The sequence below is a fragment of the Streptomyces sp. NPDC057424 genome, from assembly GCF_042803315.1.
In the GTDB taxonomy this organism is placed as follows: domain Bacteria; phylum Actinomycetota; class Actinomycetes; order Streptomycetales; family Streptomycetaceae; genus Streptomyces.
Genome location: NZ_JBHVCP010000046.1, coordinates 30,185 through 53,170 on the forward strand (window position 1 = coordinate 30,185; position 22,986 = coordinate 53,170).

The 22,986-nt window shown below is 71.5% G+C and carries 16 protein-coding genes and 1 pseudogene; 7 read left to right on the forward strand and 10 right to left on the reverse strand.

Annotated elements, in window-relative coordinates:
* Nucleotides 1–163 precede the first annotated feature (163 nt).
* Complete coding sequence (locus tag ACFU3E_RS29065) at nucleotides 164–1,261, forward strand: barstar family protein (protein WP_384164524.1); 1,098 nt, start codon at nucleotides 164–166, stop codon at nucleotides 1,259–1,261.
* Between the two features lie 37 nt (nucleotides 1,262–1,298).
* Here the strand turns inward: ACFU3E_RS29065 and ACFU3E_RS29070 are convergent.
* Together ACFU3E_RS29070 and ACFU3E_RS29075 are read right to left on the reverse strand one after the other, a co-directional pair.
* Nucleotides 1,299–1,475: pseudogene (locus tag ACFU3E_RS29070) on the reverse strand (NAD(P)-dependent oxidoreductase); the annotation flags it as partial.
* A 317-nt stretch (nucleotides 1,476–1,792) separates the two neighbouring features.
* Nucleotides 1,793–2,326 (reverse strand): GNAT family N-acetyltransferase, encoded by a 534-nt coding sequence (locus tag ACFU3E_RS29075; protein ID WP_384164527.1) that lies wholly within the window; start codon nucleotides 2,324–2,326, stop codon nucleotides 1,793–1,795.
* A 319-nt stretch (nucleotides 2,327–2,645) separates the two neighbouring features.
* Here ACFU3E_RS29075 and ACFU3E_RS29080 point away from each other — a divergent pair, with 319 nt between their 5' ends.
* The 3 genes from ACFU3E_RS29080 (at nucleotide 2,646) to ACFU3E_RS29090 (ending at nucleotide 8,762) form a co-directional block, all read left to right on the forward strand.
* Nucleotides 2,646–3,875, forward strand: a complete 1,230-nt coding sequence (locus ACFU3E_RS29080; protein WP_384164598.1) for an MFS transporter — start codon at nucleotides 2,646–2,648, stop codon at nucleotides 3,873–3,875.
* A 447-nt stretch (nucleotides 3,876–4,322) separates the two neighbouring features.
* Nucleotides 4,323–6,407 carry a SpoIIE family protein phosphatase gene (locus ACFU3E_RS29085; RefSeq protein WP_384164530.1) on the forward strand — a complete coding sequence of 695 codons (2,085 nt, stop codon included), beginning with the start codon at nucleotides 4,323–4,325 and terminating at the stop codon, nucleotides 6,405–6,407.
* A gap of 204 nt (nucleotides 6,408–6,611) precedes the next feature.
* Nucleotides 6,612–8,762, forward strand: a complete 2,151-nt coding sequence (locus tag ACFU3E_RS29090) for a SpoIIE family protein phosphatase (protein ID WP_384164533.1) — start codon at nucleotides 6,612–6,614, stop codon at nucleotides 8,760–8,762.
* A 94-nt stretch (nucleotides 8,763–8,856) separates the two neighbouring features.
* On the opposite strand, the gene ACFU3E_RS29095 is transcribed toward ACFU3E_RS29090, so the two are convergent.
* The 3 genes from ACFU3E_RS29095 to ACFU3E_RS29105 all read right to left on the reverse strand — a co-directional run bounded on the left by ACFU3E_RS29095 (nucleotide 8,857) and on the right by ACFU3E_RS29105 (nucleotide 12,824).
* Nucleotides 8,857–10,044, reverse strand: coding sequence for a type III polyketide synthase (locus ACFU3E_RS29095; protein WP_384164536.1), 1,188 nt, complete (start codon nucleotides 10,042–10,044; stop codon nucleotides 8,857–8,859).
* A 231-nt stretch (nucleotides 10,045–10,275) separates the two neighbouring features.
* Nucleotides 10,276–11,643, reverse strand: coding sequence for a tryptophanase (locus tag ACFU3E_RS29100; protein WP_384164539.1), 1,368 nt, complete (start codon nucleotides 11,641–11,643; stop codon nucleotides 10,276–10,278).
* Nucleotides 11,643–12,824 carry a tryptophan dimethylallyltransferase family protein gene (locus ACFU3E_RS29105; RefSeq protein ID WP_384164542.1) on the reverse strand — a complete coding sequence of 394 codons (1,182 nt, stop codon included), beginning with the start codon at nucleotides 12,822–12,824 and terminating at the stop codon, nucleotides 11,643–11,645. The genes ACFU3E_RS29100 and ACFU3E_RS29105 overlap by 1 nt, the downstream gene beginning before the upstream one ends.
* A 163-nt stretch (nucleotides 12,825–12,987) precedes the next feature.
* Here ACFU3E_RS29105 and ACFU3E_RS29110 point away from each other — a divergent pair, with 163 nt between their 5' ends.
* Both ACFU3E_RS29110 and ACFU3E_RS29115 read left to right on the forward strand, forming a co-directional pair.
* On the forward strand, nucleotides 12,988–15,978 hold the full coding sequence (locus tag ACFU3E_RS29110) for a BTAD domain-containing putative transcriptional regulator (protein WP_384164545.1): 2,991 nt from the start codon (nucleotides 12,988–12,990) through the stop codon (nucleotides 15,976–15,978).
* Between the two features lie 155 nt (nucleotides 15,979–16,133).
* A complete protein-coding gene (locus ACFU3E_RS29115; protein ID WP_384164548.1) occupies nucleotides 16,134–18,113 on the forward strand; it encodes a glycosyltransferase family 2 protein in 1,980 nt (659 codons plus the stop codon).
* Here ACFU3E_RS29115 and ACFU3E_RS29120 read toward each other — a convergent pair.
* Entirely contained in the window at nucleotides 18,076–18,990 is a 915-nt protein-coding gene (locus ACFU3E_RS29120; protein ID WP_384164550.1) for an NAD-dependent protein deacetylase, read from the reverse strand. The two genes, ACFU3E_RS29115 and ACFU3E_RS29120, sit on opposite strands and share 38 nt — an antisense overlap.
* Nucleotides 18,991–19,363: 373 nt before the next feature.
* Between ACFU3E_RS29120 and ACFU3E_RS29125 the strand changes: the two genes are divergently transcribed.
* Nucleotides 19,364–19,642: a GlsB/YeaQ/YmgE family stress response membrane protein gene (locus ACFU3E_RS29125; protein WP_384164553.1), complete on the forward strand. Its 279-nt coding sequence runs from the start codon at nucleotides 19,364–19,366 to the stop codon at nucleotides 19,640–19,642.
* Between the two features lie 79 nt (nucleotides 19,643–19,721).
* Here the strand turns inward: ACFU3E_RS29125 and ACFU3E_RS29130 are convergent, their stop codons facing one another.
* The 4 genes from ACFU3E_RS29130 to ACFU3E_RS29145 are packed head-to-tail and all read right to left on the reverse strand — an operon-like array spanning nucleotide 19,722 to nucleotide 22,930.
* Complete coding sequence (locus ACFU3E_RS29130; protein WP_384164556.1) at nucleotides 19,722–20,651, reverse strand: endo alpha-1,4 polygalactosaminidase; 930 nt, start codon at nucleotides 20,649–20,651, stop codon at nucleotides 19,722–19,724.
* Complete coding sequence (locus tag ACFU3E_RS29135; RefSeq protein ID WP_384164559.1) at nucleotides 20,648–21,310, reverse strand: spherulation-specific family 4 protein; 663 nt, start codon at nucleotides 21,308–21,310, stop codon at nucleotides 20,648–20,650. Before ACFU3E_RS29135 ends, ACFU3E_RS29130 begins: the two co-directional genes overlap by 4 nt.
* Nucleotides 21,307–22,209 carry an NAD-dependent epimerase/dehydratase family protein gene (locus ACFU3E_RS29140; protein WP_384164562.1) on the reverse strand — a complete coding sequence of 301 codons (903 nt, stop codon included), beginning with the start codon at nucleotides 22,207–22,209 and terminating at the stop codon, nucleotides 21,307–21,309. The genes ACFU3E_RS29135 and ACFU3E_RS29140 overlap by 4 nt, the downstream gene beginning before the upstream one ends.
* Nucleotides 22,210–22,216: 7 nt before the next feature.
* Nucleotides 22,217–22,930, reverse strand: a complete 714-nt coding sequence (locus ACFU3E_RS29145) for an NDP-sugar synthase (RefSeq protein WP_384164565.1) — start codon at nucleotides 22,928–22,930, stop codon at nucleotides 22,217–22,219.
* Nucleotides 22,931–22,986: the final 56 nt, after the last annotated feature.

The following is a 22,986-nucleotide window of genomic DNA, read 5'->3' on the forward strand; positions in this document are numbered from 1 at the left end:
GCCGTGCATCTCGGTGACCGTCACCCCCATAGACCCACCGCGCCTCCGAAACTCATCGCGACCCACCACACGTGACCCTCACCGCTCGATCGGCGGAAGGCTGAGTGTCCGCGCAGCTCGCCCTCGTGCGAAAAGGGCTTCGCGGTCTTCTCCTGATCAGGGCATGATTCCCATCGTGCAGGGAGACAGAGGGCAGGGCGGGCAAGGACGGTACGCCCTGACGGAGTCGGAGCACGGCCACGTCTGGGGGATCTGTGCCGAGGTGGAGGGACTCTTCAGGGAGCCCAGGCGCGCGACCTACGAACTCTTCGGCTGGGTGCCGGACGGTGCCGAGGTGCGCGGCTGGGTCGGATGCCGGGTGTGGCTCGTACCGGAAGACAGGACGGCCGGCGCCTGGCTGCTGGAGGACGCGGAAACCCTCGGACGGCAACCCCGTACGGATGCTCTCGTGCTCACGGGCCTGGACGACTACATGGGCCCGCCGGAGGGGCACCGGGCTCCCGTCCGTCTGCACGACGGGTACCGGTGGCTGGGCACGTGCCGGGAGTTCGCGCGTGTCCTGCCCGCCGAGCAAGCTGCTCCCTCGCTCGTCCTGCGGGGCCTCTCGCCGGGTGGCCGGCTGCGGAAGGCACTGGCGACGGGCACCCGACGCGCGCTGGACCTGGACGAGGTCTGGCTGGAGATCCGGGACGACAGCGGCGAGCCGCTCACCGGCCGGCTGCTACGGCCCACGATCCGTGCGTGGTACCCGTCCACCCATGGGCCGGATCTGATCGACCTCGAACTCGGCGAAGAGCTCGACAGGCCCGTCCCCGCATACGCCCGTCCCCTCTGGGACCGCTGGCTCGGCGGCCCGCCGGACACCCCCGGCGCATGGGCCGGCCTGAATACCCGGCAGCGCGAGGCGTGGCTCGAACTCGTCCGTGAGCGGGGCTGCCGGCTGGAGCACAAGGACCGACCGGCCGGACAGACGTACGAGCTGGATGGCCGGCACATCACGGACGAGCCGAGTCTCTTCTTGGCGCTCGGCGAGGCCGTCAACGGGCCGGGGGGCTACTTCGGCGGCTGCGTGGACGCGCTCGCGGACTGCCTGCGCGGCACTTTCGGATACACCGCCCCCGCAACCCTGCTCTGGCGGGACACCGTGCCCGCGCGCGAGCATCTGTCCCGCCTCCTCACACCTGAGGGCGAACCGTACGACCTGGTCGCCCTGGTACTCGACGTGCTGGCGGAGGGCGGCATGCGCGTCACCTTCACGTGAACCTGGCGTCCGCCGCGCCGCAGCAGTACCCCCGCCCCGCGCGGAGCGAGATGTCGCGCTCCGGCAGCTTCGGCGCCTTGACCCGGGAGTCGGCACCGGACATGGTGGGCACCTACTGCCCGGCGTCCAGGACGTCCGGGTGGAGGTGCTGACCAAGCCCGTGTCGCTCGGCGAAGTGGAACGCCTCGGTGAGACCCGTGACGAGGGTGATCAGAAGGAACGGGGACCTGTCCTCGACGCGGCCGTGCGCAAGAAGCACGGCTGACCGGCTGTGGGATGCCTCCGGCCGGCCGGAGGCACGGCACGGGGGAGCGGGGCGGCCGCAGCGGCGGAGACCAGCCGGACGTACCCGCGGCCGAGGGGCGTCCGCCCCTGGTCCGGCTCGCTGCTCGGACGTCACCGGTGTCCGGCCGGCGGTCGTGTCGGCGGTCGGTCGCCGCGACACCGAACCATGGTGAGCACGCGGCCGCCGCCCCGGAGCACCGACGTCGCGCCCCTGCCCCGGGGTCGGCCACGCCCAGCGCGCGGTTGCTATTCCTGGTACTGCGTGAGGTCGATGCCGTAGACCGCGAGGTCGTAGCCGTGGACCGGGTGCCGCGCGGTGCCTTCCGGCTGCATACCGAGTTTGCCCAGTACGTTCGCGGAGGCTCTGTCGTCCGTGCGGCATACGGCGACCACCCGGTCGAGGCCGCGGTCCTGCAGGGCGAACTCCAGGGTGGCGTGCGCCGCTTCCGAGGCATAACCCTGCCCCCAGAACACCCGCCCGAGCCGCCAGCTGATCGCCACCTGGCCGGCGACCTCAGCCGGAGCGCCGGCCACGGACAGGCCGACGGCGCCCGCCAGCTCCCCGGAGCCCAGGAGTTCGACGGCGAACACCCCGAATCCTTCCTCATCCCACTCCTCCTCCCACGCCTCGATTTCCTGTGCGGTGTGTTCCGGGGAGCGCGGCGTGCCGTCGCCGATGCGCTGCATCACGACCGGATCGGCATGGATCTCGGACAGGGGGACGACGTCGTCGTCGAGCCATCGGCGCAGGACGAGGCGAGGGGTGCGGATCTCGGTCATGATCCCATCTTGCCGACGCGGCGGTGGGAGTGCGAACTGCGGCGCCGCAGCCCCGGGGTGAGAGGGCCTGCGCAGCGGCACGCGTGGCAGGCTGACGGCTGAGGAGAGCAGATCTTTATACGACCCGGGCCGACGGTTAGGCTTCGGGCGCGGCGAGTCACCCATGAGGAGCTGAGACATGGTCGGTTTCCCGAGCGCGCGTTGACGTCGTTGGCCGTGACCGGCCTGTCATCGCGTGCTGTCCCCTCACGACAAAGGGATTCTCGTGCCGTCCGCTTGCTCCGCTGAATCCGGTTCCCCTCGACCTGTCCCGTCCGGCCTGTGGCGGAACGCCGACTTCCGCGGGCTCTGGGTGGGCCAGACGGCCTCCCAACTCGGTGAACACACAAGCCTGGTGGTCCTGCCGCTCTTGGCCGTCCTGACACTCGACGCCACTGCCGGCCAGCTGGGCGTCCTCCGCGCGGTGGGGCAGGCGCCGATCCTGTTGCTCTCGCTCTTCGTGGGCGCGTGGGTGGACAGGTGGCGTACCCGCACGACGATGGTGCTCACGGACATCGGCCGGGCTCTCGCGCTGGGGGCTGTCGCCTTGGCCGGCCTCCTCGACCGGCTCGGCATGCCCGGCCTGTTGGTGCTCGCGCTCGCCGTCGGGGCCCTGTCCGTCTTCTTCGACGTGGCCTACCAGGCGTCGCTCGTACGTCTGGTGGAACGCGACCAACTGGTGCGAGGCAACAGCGCGCTCGAGGGCAGCCGGTCCGCGGCGCAGATCGGAGGTCCCGCTCTGGGCGGTGCGCTGGTGTCCCTGCTGTCGGCGCCGGTCGCTGCCGCCGGCGGCGCACTGTTCTTCACCCTGTCGTTCCTGTCGATCCGTCGGATGCGGCGAGCCGAACCGATCCCGGAACGCCCGGAACATCGCCCGCGGGTCTGGCATCGGATTCATGAGGGCCTGCGCTTCGTCATCGGCGACGCCGTGCTTCGGGCCGTATGCCTGGCTTCTGCCGCGTTCCAGTTCTCGTTCGCGGCCATGATGACCGTCTACCTCCTGTTCCTCCCCCGGGAACTGCACCTGTCGGGCACCGTCGTCGGGCTGGCGCTCGCGGCGGTGGGACCGGGCGCGCTCCTGGGCTCGCTGCTGGCCGCCCGGCTGCCGAGCCGGTTCGGTTACGGCCCGGTGCTCGTGTGCGCGGCGGCACTCGGCGACGGCATGTTCCTGTGTGTGCCCGCACTGCACGGCTCCTCCGCGGTGACGGTCGCCGCACTCCTCGGGGTCGGCTTCGTGTTCGGGATCGGCGGCCAGCTGGTGAATGTCACGGTCATGGCCGTCCGGCAGGCCGTCACTCCGGACGGCATGCAGGGCCGCACGGCCGCCACCATCACCTTCGCCGGCATGGGGCTGACCCCGCTCGGTTCCCTGTTCGGCGGACTTCTCGCGAGTGGGTGGGGGCTGCGCACCGGCCTGCTGGTGACGGCCGCAGGCATGTTGCTGTCCCCGGTGGTGATGGCCTTCTCCCCGCTCGCACGCCTGGGACGGGAGCTTCCTGCCCGGGGATGAGGACCACGTGGCCTGTGGAGCCTCGTCGCCGCACCTCCGACAGGCCATGGCCGCTGCGGCCCGGCTGCCGTCCTCCCGCCGAGTCCGGTGACGACCCGCCGTCCGAGCAGGCGTACGGTCAGCCGACAGCCCTGGAACGGGCACATCCCCGCGAGCTGTGATCTCCTCGGCCGGAATGGGGACGTGTGGAAGGGTGGAAGGGTAAGGACCGAGTCAGGGAACCGGGCACGGCGTCGATCATCGTGCTGGACGCAGGGGCCGTGAGGCCCGACCTGTTGCGGGGCGTTCTCCCGGCGCGTTCCCTGGCCGTCAGCGGGTTGCGTGCCGCATCGTGAACGGGTTGCCGACCTGCATGGAGACCGTCGTGAGCGTCTGCTGAGGCAGGCAGGCAGGCAGACGGGCAGGCAGGCGGGCCGGTGAGGTCGAGAGGCCTAAGGGGCGAATGTGATGAGCCGAGCGAATCAGCCTTCGGAGCAGGCGGGTGATCCGAAGGAGGCGGCGGCGTCAGACCCGAGCGGGCTGATGGACCTTCTGGGTGTCGCCGCGGTGCTGGTGGAGGCCGACGGCCGGATCGACATGTGGAGTCCCCAGGCCGAGGAGCTGTTCGGCTACACCGGTGACGAAGCGGTCGGACAGTACGCGGCCACCCTGCTTCTCCACCCCGAGCACCGGGAAGCGGGGGCGGCGCTGTTCGCCGAGGTGGTGGAGACCGGCCAGGACTGGAGGGGATCGTTCCCCGTCCGGCTCAAGGACGGCAGAACCCGGACGGTCGAGTTCCGCAACATGCGGCTGACGGACAACCTCGGCGATCACTACGCTCTGGGGCTGGCCACCGACAGGGCCACGGTGCGGCGGGTGGAGCGCGAGGTGGCCCTGTCCAGTCAGCTGGTCACCCAGGCGCCGATCGGCCTGTCCGTCCTGGACACCGAATTGCGGTACGTGGCCGTCAACGGGGCCCTCGCCTCGATGCACGGCGTCCCCCAGGCCGACCACGTGGGCCGCCACTTCCGGGAGATCCTGCCCGGCGCGCCCTTCGCGACCGCGGAGAACCAGATGCGGGAGGTTCTGGAGACCGGCCTGCCCAGGGTGGACGAGCAGGTGGTGGGCCGCACCCGCGCCGACCCGGACCACGATCACGCCTGGGCCGTGTCGCTCTACCGACTGGAGGATCACAGCGGGCATGTGCTGGGGATCGCCAACGTCGTGGTGGACGTCACCGACCGGTACGAAGCGGCCAGGCAGGCCGACCGGGCCCAGCAGCGCCTGCGCCTGATGGCCGACGGATCGGCCCGCATCGGGACCACCCTGGAGGTGGAGCGGACCGCCCAGGAGCTGGCGGACGTCCTGGTGCCGGACCTGGCCGACATGATCGCGGTGGACATCCTGGACTCCGTCCTGCGGACAGGCCGCCCGGACCGCGGCGAGGGCTCGGCGCTGCTCCGAGCCCTCGCGGTGAAGACGGCCTACCCCACCGGTGCCTCCCAGGCGATCATCGCGCCCGGCCACCTCACCGCCTACCACGCCGACCATCCGGCAGCCCACTGCCTCCGCACCCGCAAGCCCCTGCTGATCACCCACATCGACAGCGGCGAGCTCAGCCGTATCGCAGCCGACGACGCTGCGGCCGGCCTGCTCGCAGAAGCCGGCGTTCACACCGACATGGCCGTCCCCCTCATCGCCCGCGGGCAGATCATCGGCGTGATGAGCCTGGCCCGCGGGCGCAACCCCCGGCCCTTCGACGAGGACGATCTCACCCTCGCCTCCGAACTGGCCTCCTCCGCCGCGCTGAGCATCGACAACGCCGTCCTGCACCAGCACATCCGCAGCGCCGCCGAAACCCTGCAGCGCAGCCTGCTGCCCCAGCCCTCGCCCCGCCGCCCCGGCCTGGAGATCGCTGCCCGGTACAGACCCGCCCAGGCCTTCAGCGAGGTCGGCGGCGACTGGTACGACGTCATTCCCCTCAGCGGCGACCGGACCGCCCTGGCGGTGGGCGACGTCATGGGCAGCGGCATCCCGGCCGCCACCGCCATGGGCCGGCTGCGCACCGCCACCTCCACGCTCGCCGACCTCGATCTCACCCCGAGCCGGATCCTCACCCATCTCGACAAGATCACACAGGGGCTGGACCCCTACATCGCCACCTGCGTGTACGCGGTCTACGACCCGCACCACTCCCGCCTGCACGTGGCGTGCGCCGGCCACCTGCCCCCGGTCCTGGTGCGGGCCGGCAGACCCCCCGAACTGCTCGATCTGCCCACCGGCACCCCGCTGGGAGTCGGCAGCGGACCCTTCGAAACCTCCGCCGTCACCATGAACCCCGGTGATCAACTCGTCCTGTACACCGACGGCCTGGTGGAGACCCGCGACGACCCCATCGACACGCGCCTGGACGATCTCCTGCACCTGCTGTCCCCGCCGTACCGCTCCGCGGAGGAGACCTGCGACCGGCTGCTTCAGCGGCTCCGCAGTCCCGCTGACCATGACGATGTCGCGCTGCTCATCGCTCACGCACAGCCACTGAACACGCGCTGAGCAGGGACGAGCCGCGGACAGGGCGAGCGCGCCCCTGCCCGCCCCGGCACTCCCTCACGGTCCGCAGACACCGCGAGATTCGCTGGTGTGTGCGAAGCCGCCCCCGGTGTTATTCAATGAGGTGTGCGGTCAGGGAACTCGGGGCCCGCCGCACGGGTCCGCATACGGCCCCGGTACCGCGCCGGGGATTGCTGAGGGAGTCGCATGGACTCCACACCCTCGCCCTCGTCCTCCTCGGCGTTCGACCTGGTCAGCCGGGCCCTGGGGCGCTACATCCCGCAAGGTGGAGCGGAGGCGGCCGACGCGCGGGGTGACCGCGCCATGCACCGGCAGGTCCCCGACAGCCCGGAAGCCGGGCGTCAGGAGCAGATCCTCGGCGCGGTCAACCTGGACAGGGACCTGATCATCACCCGCTGCAATCTCGAAGCCCCCGTGTTCGCGGGGCTGGAGGCCGGGGCCGGGAGGCAGTTCGTCGATCTCCTGCCCCCGGGGGACGTACCGACGGTCACACGGCGGCTGCGGCAGGTCGTGGAGAGCGGTGAGGCGCATGTCGCCCGAATCCAGCGCCTGCGGCGTGGCGACGGCTCGGAGCTGGTGGTCTCGATGAGCATCCTGCCCTCCGCGGCACCGGAGGGCGGCCTGACGGTCTCCGTGATCGCGATGGCCAGGAGGCTGCACCTCTACGCCGCCGAGACCGCGATCGGCACCTCACTGGACATCGGCGAGACCGCGCAGTCGCTGGCGGAGTCCCTGCTGGCCTGGGGAGACGTGGCCGCCGTGGATCTCGACTTCGCCGTGTGGACGGGCGAGGGAGTCAGCGGAAGGACGCAGGGACGCATCCGGCTGCGGCGGGCGGCTCTCGTTCCGGACCGGGTGTGGCCCGAGGGCTACATGACGCCGGGCGACGATCTTCCCGGCGACGCCAGCCGACTGCTGGCGCAGGCGGTGCTGCGGGACGATGCCCCGCAGACCATCGTCATACCCGACGGGGAGGCGGTCGAGCGGGTTTTCGGCAGTCCACGAGTGGCCCGCGCCCTGGTGCCCGGTGACCGGTCGGCAGGTGTGGCGTGCATACCACTGGTCCTGGACAGTGCGCCGCCCGTGGTGCTGGGCGTGGCGGAGGTCTGGCGGCGAGCGGACTGCCCCTTCCGCGACAGCGAGCTGTTCGACCTGCAGGAGCTGGTGGCCAGAACCGCCCACCACGTCGACCTGGCTCGTCAGCACCAGCGTGAACACACGCAGGTGCTGGCGCTGCAGCGCCGGCTCCTGCCCCGGACCGGCGGCGACACCATCGAGATCGCCAGCGTCTACCAGCCCGCCACCCCCGACAGCGCGGGCGTGGGCGGCGACTGGGTGAACAGCTTCCCGCTGCCTGACGGACGTACCGCGCTGGTGGTCGGTGACGTCGTCGGGCACGGCCTGGGAGCCGCGGCCACCATGGGCCAGCTCAGTATGGAAGCCCGCGCGCTGCTGTCCGCGGGGCTCGCGCCCGACCAGGTACTGGAGCACCTGGACGAGACCGTGACCATGCTGGACGACGCGGAGTCCGGGCTGGCGGCCGGCTACAGCGCCCTCGGGTCGACCTGCTGCATCGCCCTCTACGACCCGGTCAGCCACCATGTGACGCTGTCCAGCGCCGGCCACCTCCCCCCGATCCTGGTCTCCCCGGGCGGGCGCGCGGGCACGCTCCCGATCCGCCCTCACCCCGGCCTGGGTGCCGAGTTCGCGCTGCGGGAGCCGTTCGACGTGTACACCTTCGGCGTGCCCCCGGGTTCCGTGCTCGCCTTCTACACCGACGGCCTGGTGGAGGACCCCACCCTGTCGATCGACGACGGCATGGGCAGGCTGGCGGACGCGGTGGCCGGGGTGCACCCCTGGGACGCCCTCCAGCAGGCCGCACGACACATCGTCTCCGCGCTGGCGCCCGTGCCGCAGCGCGACGATGTGACCCTGCTGCTCGCTCGGATGATCGGCTACCGCAAGGGGGACACGGCGACCTGGCGGCTGCCCGCCCGCGACGACGCCCCGGCCCGTGCCCGTGCGCAGGTCTCCGCGCTGCTGAGGCAATGGCGCATCAGGGACGACACCCGCTACACCGCGTTGTTGCTGGTCAGCGAGCTGGTCACGAACGCGGTGCGCTTCGCCACCGGTCCCATCACGGTGCGGCTGATCAGGGCCGGTCACGGCCTGCTGTGCGAGGTGGGCGACACCGGCAACGGCAGGCCGCGGCTGAGTCGTCCCGGCCTGCTCGACGACGGCGGCCGTGGCCTGGGCATCGTGCACCGGCTCACCACCCGGTGGGGGGTGCGGTGGACGGACTCGGGGAAGGTCGTCTGGGCGGAAGTCGGGAGATGAGGCGGCACGCGCCGGGGCCGCGGCCGGCCTGCGCGGGTGCCGCCAGGAATGCGGGGTGCGCAGCCGCCGAGGGTGCGGACGGCGCCCCTGCGCACTACAGCCACTGCCCTTCCAAGGCGGTGGCGGTGAGACCCGGTGCCGCCGCGTACAGAACGGCGCGGTTGCCTGACTTCTGCTGCCCGGCGTCGTGCGCCCGCCGCAGGATGTCGAACACGGCGGCGCCTCCGCGGTTGCCGCTGGTGTAACTGTCCCGGCTGTAGTCCAGCAGCCCCGACGGCCACGCTTCCGGCATCGTCTGCTCCATGTACTCCAGCACCCGCGTCCCCCCGGGGTGCGCGAGCAGCACGTCGGGGTGCCAGGAGTCGGGGTGGTCCTGGTAGCGGGCGCGCAGCCACTCCCACATGGCGGTGACCGTCTCCTGTACGGCGCGCGGCCCACGCCGGTCCATCACGAAGTGGGTGCCGTCCGCCCGCGTCTCCAGGCGGTGCAGGTCCTGGGTGCCGGGCAGGGTGTGGTGCCAGGCGGCGTCCAGCCGCAGCAGGGACTCTGGCCTCTGGCGGCCCGTGACCACCGCGGCGACCGCGGTGTCCGCGAACAGCAACCGGACGATCAGAGACTCCAGGGTGTCGTCCGCGGGCTGGTAGGTCGTGCTCAGCGCCTCCGATATGACGACCAGGACCACCCGGTCGGGGTCCGCGGCCACGAGATCCGACGCCAGCGCCAGGGAGCGGGTTCCCGCGATACAGGCCCACTGCGTGGCCGGCAGCAGCATCACGTCGTCACGGAGCGGCAGCCTGTTGGCCAGGGCCATGTCCAGGCCCGGCAGTGCCGGGGTGGTGGAGTGACTGGTGATCAGGCAGTCGACGTCCGCGGCGTCCAGTCCGGCCGACTGCAGGGCCCCGCGCGCCGCATGCTCCCCGTAGGACTGCACGGCCTCCCAAGCCGGTGCGGTGCGTTCCTGGACGGTCTGCGGTGCGGGTACGGTCTCGAGGGCGGCGATCACGCGGTCCACTTCCCGCTGGGTGAACCCGTCCCGTGCCAGCGCCTCTTGAGCGGGCTGGATGCCGACAGCCCGCAGGCCGCTGCCGTTGCCGGGCGCGACGGCGGTCTCCAGGGGCAGCATCCACCCGCGGGTCTCGATGCCCGTACTGGCCGCGATGCCGTCGATCCGCGGTGCCCACGCCGCATGTGGGTGCCGATCGCTCACCTCCGCCACTATCTGGCTGGTCTTCACGGCGTGCTGGCCGTGTATCACGGCAGGAGGACAGAGGTAAGCGGCCATGATGGGGGCACCTTCCGGGGGGACAGGGGGAATGTCACGAGTGCTGTGTCATGGGTCACTTTGAAGCTTGGCGCCCAAGAGGATGCGGATGAGACCCAGTTCGGGAGCCGGCATCCGTTTCGAGCATGCACGCCAAATGGACATTTCCGCTGTGATGCAGACAACTTAGGCGAGAGTTGGAGGGTGTGACACGGCGCACACCAACGAATCGAGGGAACCCCGCTGCCGTTCTCATGACGGGAGGGGTTCCAGCTTGCAGCGGAAGTGACGGAGGAGCGGGGGCTGTTCCACCATGCGGTAGCCCGGGATCCGCTCCTTGTCCTTGACCGTGGCGGCCAGGACCTCACCGACATGGTTCAGGTGGCTGAGGCCGTACGTCCTGCGGGGAAGCGCGAGCCGGACCAGCTCGTAGGGCGCTGCGGTGACCGGGACGCCGCTCTCGTCCTCGCTGCCGAGGTAGAGCGAACCCAGTTCCACGGAGCGGATGCCGCCTTCGAGGAAGAGCTGGCAGGCGAGCGCGTGGCCGGGAAAGCGGTGCGCGGCGATGTGCGGAAGCAGACGGCCCGCGTTGAGGTAGAGGGCGTGCAGGCCCGGCGGTTCGACGATGGCGACGCCGGCGTCGCGGGCCAGGCGGGCGAGGTGCCGGGCGGCGTCGGCTCGGGCTTGCAGGTAGCAGGGTTCGGTGACCTCGGTGAGCCCCAGGGCGATCATGTCCAGGTCCCGGCCGGCCAGGCCGCCGTAGGTGGGGAAGCCTTCCGTGGCGATGAGCAGCAGTTCGCACCGCTCGGCGAGGGACCGGTCACGCAGACCCAGGAAACCGCCGATGTGGACGATGCCGTCCTTCTTCGCGCTCATCAGGCAACCGTCGGCCAGCCGGAACGCCTGCTCGGCGACCTGACGGGGACTCATGTCACGGTAGGCGGCCTCGTGCTGGGTGACCAGCCAGGCGTTCTCGGCGAAGCGGGCGGCGTCGAGGAAGAGCGGGACCGAGTGTTCCCGGCACAGGGAGGCGGCCCGGGCGAGGTTGTCCATGGAGACCGGCTGGCCGGCTTCGCCGTTGTTGGTCAGCGTCATGATGACCAGGGCGATCCCGGAGGCGTCCGGGCCCCGCAGTGTCTCCTCCAGCCGGTGCAGGTCGATGTTGCCCTTGAAGGGCTCGTCGCTGTCCAGGTCCCTGGCTTGCGGGCAGGGGAGATCCACCGCCCGGCAGCCGGTCAGTTCCACGTTGGCGCGGGTGGTGTCGAAGTGGGTGTTGCTGAGCGTGATCTGCCCGGGGGTGAGCAGCGCGGAGAAGAGGATGCGTTCCGCCGCGCGGCCCTGGTGGACGGGCAGGACGCAGGGGTAGGAGGTCAGGTCACGGACCACTTCCTGGAAATGGTAGAAGGACCGTGACCCGGCGTACGACTCGTCACCTGCCATGCCCGCGGCCCACTGCGCGGCCGACAGGGCACCTGTGCCCGAGTCGGTGAGCAGGTCGATCGTGACCTCGTCGGCGCGCAGTCCGAACAGGTTGTAGTGCACTCGCCGCAGGGCTTGCTCGCGCTGGGCTCGTGTCGTCACCGGAATCGGTTCGACGACCTTGATCCTGTAGGGCTCCACTACCTCACCCACCCATCCGGTACAGGGTCTGCGGCGCGCGGAGGGTGGACCGCGTAGGCCTCCGGCGAGAAGTAGACGTTCACGCGCGGCGGTTGCCAGGTGCTCTGCACGAGCGACACGTATGCGATCATCCCCACCCCGTCGCGCGGGTGGCGGGACGTCATCGCGGCCCATGCGGATGCGATGGCGCCGGGATCCATGCCGTGGCGCCGCAGAACGGCAGTGGCGCGGTCCCGGGCGATTTCGTCGTCCGGCGCGTAGTCGCGGACCGGCACGTGAACGGTGTAGCCACTCGGGTGGGTCGAGTTCCGCCCGGTGTAGGACAGACAGGACACCAGGGGCCGGTGGGTGAAGTGCCCGTCGTCGCCGCCCACCGCGCGGCAGAACGCGCCGACGTGTTCGGCGGGTTCTCCGGGCAGCAAGCGCGACACCGTACGCACCTCCGCGGCGGTGATGCCGTGGTGAGCGACGTAGACCTTCACCCGTGGCGTGTGCCACTCGCCCAGGTCGAGCGCGAAGAACAGGATCTCGTCCTTGTCCGGGCCGCGCCGGAGGGCTCGTTCGCGCAGTGCCGGCCATGCCCGGCCGAAGCCGAACCGGTCCAGCGCCTCCTGTGTGACCTGTGCGGACCGTTCCCGCCCGTGGGCCTGCGGATTGACGTACACCTTGATCCCCGTGGACAGGTCCCGGCGCAGATCCATCGCGCACCACAGCGCGAACGAGCCGTGCATCACCGGTGGGAAGAACAAGTCCTCCACCCGGCGCACCGGTTCGGTCGAGAAGCCCCGGCGTGCGGCCAGCGTCTCGAGGGCCTGCCGGCCCAGGCGTCCGTTCTCCTCGAGCGTGGTCGCCGTGCAGCCGGGTTCGACCAGGAGACGCAGGGCCACCGGGCTTCCGGCCGCGAAAGCCAGCGAGAACTCCACCGGGGAGTGGTCGTCGCACACGAACGAGGGCGAGGGCGGCCCGGCCCCGAGGGGGCGCCGGGCCGCGGGACCGAGCAGGCCGAGCAGATCGAAGAGAGGACGCCCGGGACCGCCGCAGGAGACGGCGAACCCTGCCGCGCCGCACATGCGACGCAACTGTCCTCGCAGGTGCTCGCCCAGGGTCACACCGGTGAGAGGCTCCGCGGACGTCGTCTTCCCGAGGGCGGAGCGGGGGTGTCGGGGGTTGCTCAAAGCCATGTGCGGACTCCAGGACCGTCTGCCGTGAACGCTGGGCCCACGGTCCTCACCCCGGCCCTCACGCCGGTCACCTCCCGGTCACGCGCTGGATACAATGCGTATCCGGGCGGTCACTTCTCGTCATACCGTGGCGGCTGCCCACGGGCGAGTGACCGGGGGAGCGGTGAGTACGCGGTACGAGTTCAGGGTCCTGGGGCCCCTCGAAGTCCTGCGCGACGGGCGGCCCGTGCGCATCGACGCGGCAAAGGTCCGGCTGCTGCTGGCGGTTCTGCTTGCCGAGGCCAACCAGGTCGTCACCGTCGAGACATTGGTGAACCGGCTGTGGGGGGAGGACCCGCCCGGCCGCGCGCGCAACACGCTCCAGAACTACGTGCTGCGGCTCCGGCGCGCCCTCGGTTGCCCGGCGGGTGGTGCACCCGTGCTCACCCGCCCCCACGGCTATGTGATCGAAACCGCGCCGGACGCTCTGGACCTGCACCGTTTCACCGCCCTGGTGCGCCAGGGCCGCACGGCCCTCGAAGAAGGCGCGGCGGCACGCGCGGCGCCGCTGCTGGACGAGGCCCTGGGCCTGTGGCGGGGCAACGCGCTGTCCGACCTGCCCGCGCACCTCCTGCAGGGTGTCGTGGCGGCACTGGACGAACAGCGCCTGGACGCAGTGGAGTTGCGGATCGACGCGGATCTGGCCCTCGGCAGGGCGGCTGACGTACTGCCGGAACTGCGCGGCCTCATCGAGGAGTACCCGCTGCGCGAGAACTTCTGGGCTCAGCGGATGCTGGCGCTCTTCCACTGTGGACGACAGGGCGAGGCGCTGGAGAGCTACCGCGAGGTCACCGCGTTGCTCGCCGACGAGCTGGGCGTCGCGCCCGGGACCGGACTGAGGCAGGTTCATCAGCGGCTGCTGGCAGCCGCCCCCGACCTGAACGGGGCACCGGAGGCGCGGAAGGCCCCACTGCCACAGGGCGGCGATCTGCCGGTGGAGATGACCACGTTCGTCGGCCGGGAGACACAAGTGGCCGAGGTGCGGCGGCTGCTGGGGACCGCCCGGCTCGTCACCCTCACCGGAGTGGGCGGGGTCGGCAAGACGCGGCTTGCTCTGCGCGTCGCCGCCGAGGCCGCGCCCTCCTTCGCCGACGGGGTCCGGCTCGCCGACCTCGCTCCACTGAGCGACGCGGACCTGCTCGACCGGGCCGTGTCGGAGGCACTCGGCCTGCGCGACCAGTCCGCGCGCCCCGCCGCGGACGCCATCGTCGGTCATCTGCGCGACCGCCGCCTGCTGCTCGTCCTGGACAACTGCGAGCACCTGGTGGAACACGTCGCCGTGCTCGTGCTGAGGCTGGCGCGTGCCGCGCCCGGACTGCGCGTCCTGGCCACGAGCCGACAGCGTCTGGGAACACCCGGCGAGCACGTACTGACGGTGCCGTCACTCACCCTGCCCGTCGCGGACGGCCATACAGGCGGCACCACGGCCGACGACCCGCTGCTGCGCTCCGAAGCGGTGCGGCTCCTCCTGGACCGTGCCGCCGGCTCCGCCCCCGCTTTCCGGCTCACCGCCCGCAACCGCGAGGCGGTCGCCCAGCTGTGCCTGCGGCTGGACGGCATTCCGCTCGCCATCGAACTCGCGGCGGTACGCCTGAGCGCGATGACGGCCGAGGAGATCCTGGAGCGCCTCGACGACCGGTTCCGCCTGCTGTCCATGCCCCGGCCCCGCACCTCGGCCCGCTACCACCACACCCTTCGCGGCGTCGTCGACTGGAGCCACGGCCTGTGCACCGAAGGCGAACGACTGCTCTGGAGCCGGCTGTCCGTGTTCTCCGGCGGATTCGACCTGGAGGCGGCGGAATCGGTCTGCGCGGGCGAGGGCGTGGCCCGGGAGGACGTGCTCGACCTGCTGGCCGGGCTGGTCGACAAGTCGATCGTCGTGGTCAACAGTTCCGGTGACCGGGCCAGGTACAGCCTGCTGGAGACCATCCGCCAGTACGGGCAGCAGCGGCTCCGGGAGGAAGGCGGCACGACACGGCTGCGCGTGCGGCACAGCGAGTTCTACCGGCTGACCGCCGTGCGGGCCGGCCACGCGTGGTGCGGGCCGCGCGAAGTCGACTGGCTGATCCGGCTGCGCACCGAACTGCCCAACCTCCGTACCGCTCTCGACCACTGCGCGAGCAGGCACGACCTGGCGGTGGCGGGCGTGGAGATCGCAGTCAACCTGGCCCGCACGCGGTGCTGGTTCTTCAGCAGCACGCTGGGGGAGGGCCGGCACTGGCTGGAACGGCTGCTCGCCACCGAACCGGGCGGGCCTCACGCACCGGGCGCACGGGACGCAGCGGCCGTGGCGGTGCCGGGCGGCGCGCCGACGCTGATCGCCGGCGCGCTGGCGATGAAGGCGTGGATCGCGCTCTGCCAGGGGGACAACCCCGCGGCTGAGACGTTCCTGACCGAATGCCGAGCCGTGGCCCTGGAGCTGCCGGACGGCCCGTCGACGGCGCCCGTGACGTACATCGAGGGCGCGCACGCCATGCTCGTCAGAGGCGACCCGGCCGCCAGGCCGCTGCTGGCCGAGGCGCGGGACCGGTTCCGTGCCGCCGGGCAGGCCGGCGACGCGCACATGGCGACGATGCTGTGGGCGATGGCGGAGGCGTTCTTCGGTACCCGCGTCTCGGCCTCGGCGGCTCGCGACGTGTACGTCGCCGAGGCCGAGGCGAGCGGGGCCGAATGGGCCCGCACCTGGGCCCAGTGGTGCACGGGACTCGTGGAGTTGCGACACGGCGAAGCGGAGAGAGCCTTGCCCCCTCTGCAGGAGGCCCTGGCGCGGCAACAGGCGATCGGGGACAGCTGGGGGCCGGTCTGGGGCCTGGAGACACTGGCCTGGGCGGTGGCCGCCACCGGAGACTCCACCCGGGCGGCCTGGCTCCTGGGCGCCGCCCACCGCATGCGTCAGGACACGGGGGTGGCGCTCATCGGCCTGCGCCCGTTCCACGAGGCGCACCTCGCCGCCGAGAGGCGGGTGCGCACGTTCCTGGACGCCGAGGAGTACGCGGCGGCCTGGTCCCGGGGCGCCTCGGCCGAGGACGCTCTGCGGCCGGCGGGAGAGGAGGGGATGTTCCGGGTGGGGCCGACACAGACCCGAACGGGTGGTTCCCGCACTCCGACAGCGTAGGAGGAGGGCTCACGCAGGGCGGCAGGATCGGGCCACGCCGGAAGCTCCATGGAGCCGTCCGTCGCCCGGCCCGGCCAGAAACCGGCCTCCTCCCTCCCCTCCGCACCGCCCCCACGGCCCGGGAGCCCATCATGTCCCGTACGAACCCTCCCCGCGTGAGCGTGATCATCCCCGCGTACAACGCGATGCCGGAACTGACGAAGTGCGTCACCTCCGCCATGGAGCAGACCCTCGGACTGGACAAGATCGAGATCATCGCGGTCGACGACGGCTCGACCGACGGCTCCGGACGCGAGCTGGACCGCCTCGCGCAGAACTGCTCCAGCCTGCGTGTCGTCCACCAGCCCAACAGTGGAGGGGCCGGAGGTCCGCGCAACACCGGTCTGGACCTGGCCGGCGGTGACTACGTCTTCTTCCTGGACTCCGACGACTACCTCGGCCCGGACGCACTGCGCCGCATGGTCGCGATGGCGGACGAGAACCGCACCGACGTGGTCCTCGGCAAAATGGTGTCGGTCGGCGGACGCGCCGTACCGACGGCCGTCTTCTCTCACAACCAGCCCCGGACGGACGTCTTCTCCTCTCACGCCTACCGCACGCTGGGCTGCTGGAAGCTGTTCCGGCGCTCGCTGATCGAACGGCTGGACCTCAGGTTCCCGCCGTACCGCAACTGCGAGGACAAGCCGTTCACCGCCGCCGCCTACCTCAACGCCGACGGCGTGTCCGTGGTCGCCGACTACGACTGCTACTACTCCCGCAATCGCCAGAACGGCAACAACCTCACCCTCACCGCCGCCGACCTCGTCCACCGCATGGACGGGACCCGGCTGTGCTTCGAAACGGTCGCCCGCTACCTCGGCCCCGGGCCGCGCCGGGACCGGATCATGCGCCGCCACGTGGAGTGGGAGTTGTGCGGGCCACTGCGTGCCCTGCTGCCCCGGGAAGGCGAACAGCAGGCACGGGAGTACTTCTACCCGCAGTTCCGCCAATGGGCACAGAGCTACGTGACCGATGGCGTCTTCCAGCTGCTCGCCCCGCCGGACCGGCTGATCGTCCACCTCCTGCGCGCGGACCGCTACGAGGACCTCATGACCGTGGCGCGGCACGCCAAGGAGGACGCGACACGCGGCAACATCGTCGACAAGGGCCGTGTCTACTGGTCCCACCCCTTCTTCCGCGATCCCGCGAAGGCCGTCCCGGACGTCTGTTTCGACACCACGGACCGGATCCCGGTCCGCCACGAACTGGCCGAAGCGGCCTGGAGGGGCGACGGCGATGTGCTCCGACTCGCCGGCCACGCCGGCATCGAATCCCTCGGCCCCCTCCAGCCCACGTCCCGGCTGATCCTGCGCCCGAGCGGCTTCCGGCACCCGGACATCGGTGTGCCCGCGACCGTCGGCACCGCCCCACCCGGCGTCAGCGGCGCAGCAGCCCGCTTCACCGTCGATGTGGACCTGAGCACCGTGGACTCGGGCGCCCCGCTCGGCGACGGACGGTGGGACCTCTACCTGGACGTACGCGCCCAGGGGGTCAGCCGAACCGTCAGACTCCGGCAGTCCCGGACGGACGCCGACGTCCGGAGGACCGCTCCGCCACAGCGAGACCTCACCACCGGCTCCCGGCCCGGGCACGGTCGCACCACCGCACGCCCCTTCTTCACCCCCGACGGCAACTTCTCCCTGGACGTCCGGCACACCGGGGCCGAGCCGGCAGGCCCCGTGACCGGAATCGCCTGGGACACCTGCGCACCCGCCACCCTCGTCGTCAGCGGACGACTGACGGACGATGCCGCATGCCACCCCGCACCCACCGCCCTGCGCGCCGAAGAGGACGCGGGTTCGGTCCTGGAGGTGCCTCTGCTGTACGCACCGGACGGCAGCCGCACCTTCACCGCCCGCATGCCGGTCAGGCAACTGCGGCCAGGACGCTGGACGCTGACCCTGGGCACGGACGACCCGAGAAACCGCCTGGCCGTCCCGGCCGCCGAGGGACTGTCCGGTACTCGCTGGTTCCGTGCCTCAAGGCTCGGCCGCCCCTATTACGCCAAGCCGCTCGCAGGCGGTCCGAAGGGAGCCCTGGTGCTGCGCGTGGCGCCGGTCAGGCTGGCTGCGGCCCTCCGCCGCCGGCTCGGCTGACGGGAACGCCCAGCTGGTGCGCGACGGTGCTGAGGGCGGTGCCCAGCGGGAGGGAGATCCTCGTCAGGGCGTGCCGGTCGCCCCGGGTCTGATCCCGGTTGACGATCAGCACCGGCTTCCCTGCCTGGGCCGCCTGGCGGACGAAGCGGAGCCCGGACATCACCGTCAACGAGGAGCCCAGGACCAGCAGTGAGGTCGCCCCCCGGACCAGCTCGCGGCAGTGCTCGACCCGCTGCGGCGGAACCGGTTCGCCGAAGAACACGACGTCCGGTTTGAGGGTGCCGCCGCAGACCGTGCAGGGCACCACGCGGAAGCCTGCGACCTGGTCGTCCGTGAGGTCGGCGTCACCGTCCGGGTTGATTCCGGCGGCTACGGGTTCGAACACCGGATTGGCTTCCTCCAGCCGCTGGGCGAGTTCCCGGCGTGGGCTGAGGGCGCCGCAGGAGAGACAGGCGACCCGGGCCAGGGTTCCGTGGAGTTCCACGACGTCCTCGCTGCCGGCGGCCTGGTGCAGGCCGTCCACGTTCTGGGTGATGACACCCGAGAGCAGGCCGTGCCGTGCAAAGGCGGCCACGGCCCGGTGCCCGGCGTTGGGACGGGCCCGGCCGAAGCTGCGCCAGCCGAGGTGGCTGCGTGCCCAGTACCGGCGCCGGGCCTGGGCGCCGGCGGTGAACTCCTGGTAGGTCATCGGAGTGTGCCGGCTCAGACTCCCGCCCTCGCCCCGGTAGTCGGGGATGCCCGATTCCGTGGAGATGCCCGCTCCGCTGAGCACCAGCACTCCGCCAGTGCTCAGCACGTCGGCGACCGGCGCCAGATCCGTGGTGCCCGGGGGCAGGTCCCCGGAAGGGGTCCAGCTCAGGGTGGGGCGCATGCGCATGCCGTCAGGGTACGAAACTGCGGCCTGCCGCAACTCCCGCTGAGGTCGCGACAGCGTTCAGCTTCATTTCATTGCAACGAGAATAAGGCTCTGAACTGCATATATTGGCGCTATATGCAATGAAATTGATGCTGAGACGGTGAATGCGACGCAGCTTCTCCATCGTCGCAAACAATGATCGTCCAGCTGCCCGCCGACTCCCGCGTCGAGGCGGCCGTCGGAGCGGTCGTCACGGCCCCGGCATGCTCTCGCCGCCAACGCGCGGCGAAAGCCGCGCAGTCGGGGCCGATATGAGACGGAGACGTTTGGTGGGGCGGGATCGGCGCACCCGATGAGCTAACACAATCCTTATACGACGAAGCGGAGACGCACCATGGGCATCATTGCTTGGATCATCATCGGGCTCCTCGCCGGTGCCATCGCCAAGGCCCTGATGCCGGGCAAGGACCCCGGCGGCATCGTCATCACCATGCTCATCGGCATCGTGGGCGGTCTGCTCGGCGGCTGGCTCGGTAAGGTCATCTTCGGCGTGGACTCCATCGAGGGGTTCTTCGACCTCTCCACGTGGATCGCCGCGGTCGTCGGCTCCCTCATCCTGCTTGCCCTCTACCGCCTCGTCACCGGAAACCGGCGCTCGCACCGCCACGCATGACCCGCTGACCCACCTGGACGGCTCCCGCCCTCTTCGCAGGGGAGGGAGCCGTCCACGTTCTCCACGGCCGGCCCCACCCTCAGCAGGGGCCCCGCCACACGCCGAGCTCCGGCTCCTTCAGCATCGACGACAGCCTCAGCCGGCGGGACTCGGCACAGAAACCGCTGCGCGGCTCCGTGTACTCCACGTGGAACACCGCCTTGCCCGCCGCGATGAACGGAGAGAGCTCGCCGCACTCGTCGTACTGGGCGCACTCCTCGTTGACCGCGAAGTCGAAATGGTCCACGAGCTGGGGAATCTGGGGGAGGTCGTTCTTCAGCCCCACCGACAGCCCTCGCTCGTGGGCGATGGCCGCGATCATGCGGTTGTACCTGAGCTGGTCCCGGGCGGTGAGTGGGAAGCCGGTGTCGTTGCCGTAGCCCTCCACCAGATCGGGTTCCACCGCGTCGAAGCCCTTGTCACGGCACATGTCGAAGCGGCGTTCCATGATCGGTCGCAGGAGGGCCAGTTGCCGGATGTCCAGCCACCGTTCGCCGGACCACCCGTTGGGCTCGCCGAGCACCGAGTCCGGGAAAGCGCCCCGGTCCGGCCGGAAGTCCTCCCACGCGCCCACGTTGACGTAGCAGATGACCTTCCTTCCCGCGCGGTGCAGCCGGGCCACGTCCGCCGCGGAGTTCTCGAAGCCGTCGATGTCGTAGACGGGCACATCGGCCGACGCATCGACCCTGCCGTCGAGTTGCCACTGCCAGGCGAGGCCCGGACGGGGTTTCCACACTGCCCTGGAGGGTGAAGGGGTGACGGAATCCGGCGACGGGGGAGCGGAGTCGCCCGGAGAGGCCGTCGGCCTTCCCGGTTCGGGTACCGGTGGCCGGGACGGCGCCGTGTGGGGTGCGCCGGGCGTCGTACGGTGCGCGTCGGCGGGCTGCTCGGCGCTGCCGGAGCAGCCCGTCAGCGCCCCGGCGATCAGCGCGGTCAGCAGGACCGCGCGGGAGCGCGCCCTCTTTCTCATCGTTCCGCCCCGGTGAGGGCAGGCGTCAACTCGGCCCAGGGGTTGGGAGGTTCGCCCGTCACCGGTCCGCAGACCGCCGCTCCGCGCTCGTGCGCGGTGCGTACGGCGAGGGGAACGAGCGCCTCGGGCACGCCGTAGACGAGGTGGCACAGTCGCTCGGGCGGGTGGCGTGCGGTCCACGCCGGGCGGCTGAAGGTGGAGACGTACGTCGACCAGTGGCCCTCGAAGGTGACGGTCAGGTCGGCGAGGCGGGCGTATCCCGGGGCCGGATGGACCCCGGGATTGAGGACGACCGTCCCCGCACCCTGCCGGCGTACTGTCCGTACCAGCCGGCGGCAGTCCGGCAGCGCGTCCGCAGTCGCCGTCACCCGGTCCAGGAAGCAGCCGTCCGCCGCGTACCACTCCCGGTGCCGGCGTACGTCCTCGGCGACGTCCGCGGGGTCGCGCACCCCGTAGTCGGTGTCGACGTAGCCCAGGAGGCGCGCCCCCGCGGCCCGCAGCGCACCCGCCGCCGCGCTGAACGCCGGGTCGGGGGCCTCGCCCGGACCGCTCGCCGGGTTGAGAACCACCCCGTAGGTGCGGGGCGCGGCGGTGATCAGCCGGTGCCAGGCACCCGGGTCCTCGGCCGGATGGACATACAGCGGGATCAGCAGGCTCACGGCGTCCGGCCGCCTTCCCAGAGGGCGACCAGCGCGTCGTCGAGGGTGTGGGCCGGACGCCACCCCAGGGCCTCCTCGGCGGCGGAGATGTCCGAACACTGCCACGACACCTGCGCGGAGCGGGCCGGACCGGCCGGCCCCGCCGCGCCCTCCTCGATCCGGCCCCGGAAGCCCGCCAGGCGGGCCAGACCCCGCACCAGGTCACGCACCGGGGCGGCCCGGCCCCCGCCGATGTTGAGAACGGCCGGCAGCGGGCCCGGGGCCGTGGCCGCGAGTTCCACCGCCCGTGCGACGTCACGCACGTCGACGAAGTCGCGGTGGGCGGACAGGTTGCCGAGCCGCAGCACCGCCTCCGGGCCGGGACCGGCCTCGCGCAGCAGTGCGGTGATCCGGCCGGGGAGTCCCGAGGACGGCGCCCCGGGCCCCACCGGGTTGCCCACGCGCAGCACCACCGCGTCCAGGCCGGAGGCGGTCACCGCGACCGTGCCCGCGAGCTTGGTCGCACCGTAGGGGCCGACCGGGCAGGTGGCCGCCGACTCCGTCACCGGGCTGTGCGGCATGCCGGGGCCGTACTCGGCGGCCGAACCCAGGTGCACCAGGCGGGCCGCGGGGGCCGCCTCGCGCAGCGCGGCGCACAGCACCGCGGGGCCCCGGGCGTTGACCTCGGCGAGGGTGACGGCGTCACCGCCGGTAGCGCCCGCGCAGTTGACGACCGTGTCGGGCGCGGCCGACGCGAGTGTCTTCGCCAGCTGCTCGGGGTGGACGCAGGCGAGATCGATGTCCAGGTCGGCGGCCGGTGACCGGCCGCCGCCGAGGACCAGCGCGCCCGGCAGAGCGCGCAGCCGCTCGACGACGTGAGCGCCGAGATAGCCGGTGAAGCCCAGGACGAGAATGCGCATGACGTGCTCAGGCTCCCTTGAGCAGAAGCGACTTGCGGCTGGTGAACTCGGCGTTGGCCCGGTCGTAGTCGTCCGGACGGCCGATGTCCAGCCAGTACCCGTCGAACGCGTAGGCGTGCGGCTGGTTGCCGGTCTTGAGCAGGTCGAGCACCAACTCGTCGAAACCGAGGGGGAGGCCGGGCGTGTAGCCCTCCAGAGTGGAGCGGGACAGGCCGTAGACGCCCATGGAGACGCGGTAGTCCATGCTCGGCTTCTCGGTGAACGCGACGACCTTGCTGGAATCGGTGGTCAGCACCCCGAAGTCGATGTGCACCTTGCGGGCGTACGTCGCGATGGTCAGCGGGGCCCCGGACACGCGGTGCTGGTGCAGGACGTCGGCGTAGTCGAGGTCGGTGAGGACGTCGCCGTTCATCACCAGGAAGGTCTCCGGGAGCCGGTGGCGCAGGTTGAGCAGCGGGCCCATGGTGCCCAGAGGGCTGTCCTCGGTGGCGTAGTCGACCGTCATGCCCCACTGGGAGCCGTCGCCGACGTAGGCGCGGATGATCTGGCCGAGGTGGCCGATGGCGATGGTGCAGCTGGTGAAGCCGGCCGTGGACAGCTGGCGCAGCACGATCTCCAGGATGGCGTGCTGGTCGCCGATGGGCACGAGCGGCTTGGGCAGTGCGGTGGTGTACGGCCGCAGCCGGACGCCCTTGCCTCCCGCCAGGATCACTGCGTGCATGGGGCTCCTCCTTCGTGAACGCTTCACGGACGTGCGCAGTCGTGACGGACGAGTTC

Excerpts from the sequence above, each read along its gene's own strand:
- ACFU3E_RS29095 (WP_384164536.1), bottom strand. The coding sequence starts at position 10,044 with ATGGCCGCTTACCTCTGTCCTCCTGCCGTGATACACGGCCAGCACGCC.
- ACFU3E_RS29120 (WP_384164550.1), bottom strand. The coding sequence starts at position 18,990 with ATGCGCATGCGCCCCACCCTGAGCTGGACCCCTTCCGGGGACCTGCCC.
- ACFU3E_RS29065 (WP_384164524.1), top strand. The coding sequence starts at position 164 with ATGATTCCCATCGTGCAGGGAGACAGAGGGCAGGGCGGGCAAGGACGG.
- ACFU3E_RS29090 (WP_384164533.1), top strand. The coding sequence starts at position 6,612 with ATGGACTCCACACCCTCGCCCTCGTCCTCCTCGGCGTTCGACCTGGTC.
- ACFU3E_RS29145 (WP_384164565.1), bottom strand. The coding sequence starts at position 22,930 with ATGCACGCAGTGATCCTGGCGGGAGGCAAGGGCGTCCGGCTGCGGCCG.
- ACFU3E_RS29105 (WP_384164542.1), bottom strand. The coding sequence starts at position 12,824 with ATGGCTTTGAGCAACCCCCGACACCCCCGCTCCGCCCTCGGGAAGACG.
- ACFU3E_RS29085 (WP_384164530.1), top strand. The coding sequence starts at position 4,323 with ATGAGCCGAGCGAATCAGCCTTCGGAGCAGGCGGGTGATCCGAAGGAG.
- ACFU3E_RS29125 (WP_384164553.1), top strand. The coding sequence starts at position 19,364 with ATGGGCATCATTGCTTGGATCATCATCGGGCTCCTCGCCGGTGCCATC.
- ACFU3E_RS29130 (WP_384164556.1), bottom strand. The coding sequence starts at position 20,651 with ATGAGAAAGAGGGCGCGCTCCCGCGCGGTCCTGCTGACCGCGCTGATC.
- ACFU3E_RS29075 (WP_384164527.1), bottom strand. The coding sequence starts at position 2,326 with ATGACCGAGATCCGCACCCCTCGCCTCGTCCTGCGCCGATGGCTCGAC.
- ACFU3E_RS29140 (WP_384164562.1), bottom strand. The coding sequence starts at position 22,209 with ATGCGCATTCTCGTCCTGGGCTTCACCGGCTATCTCGGCGCTCACGTC.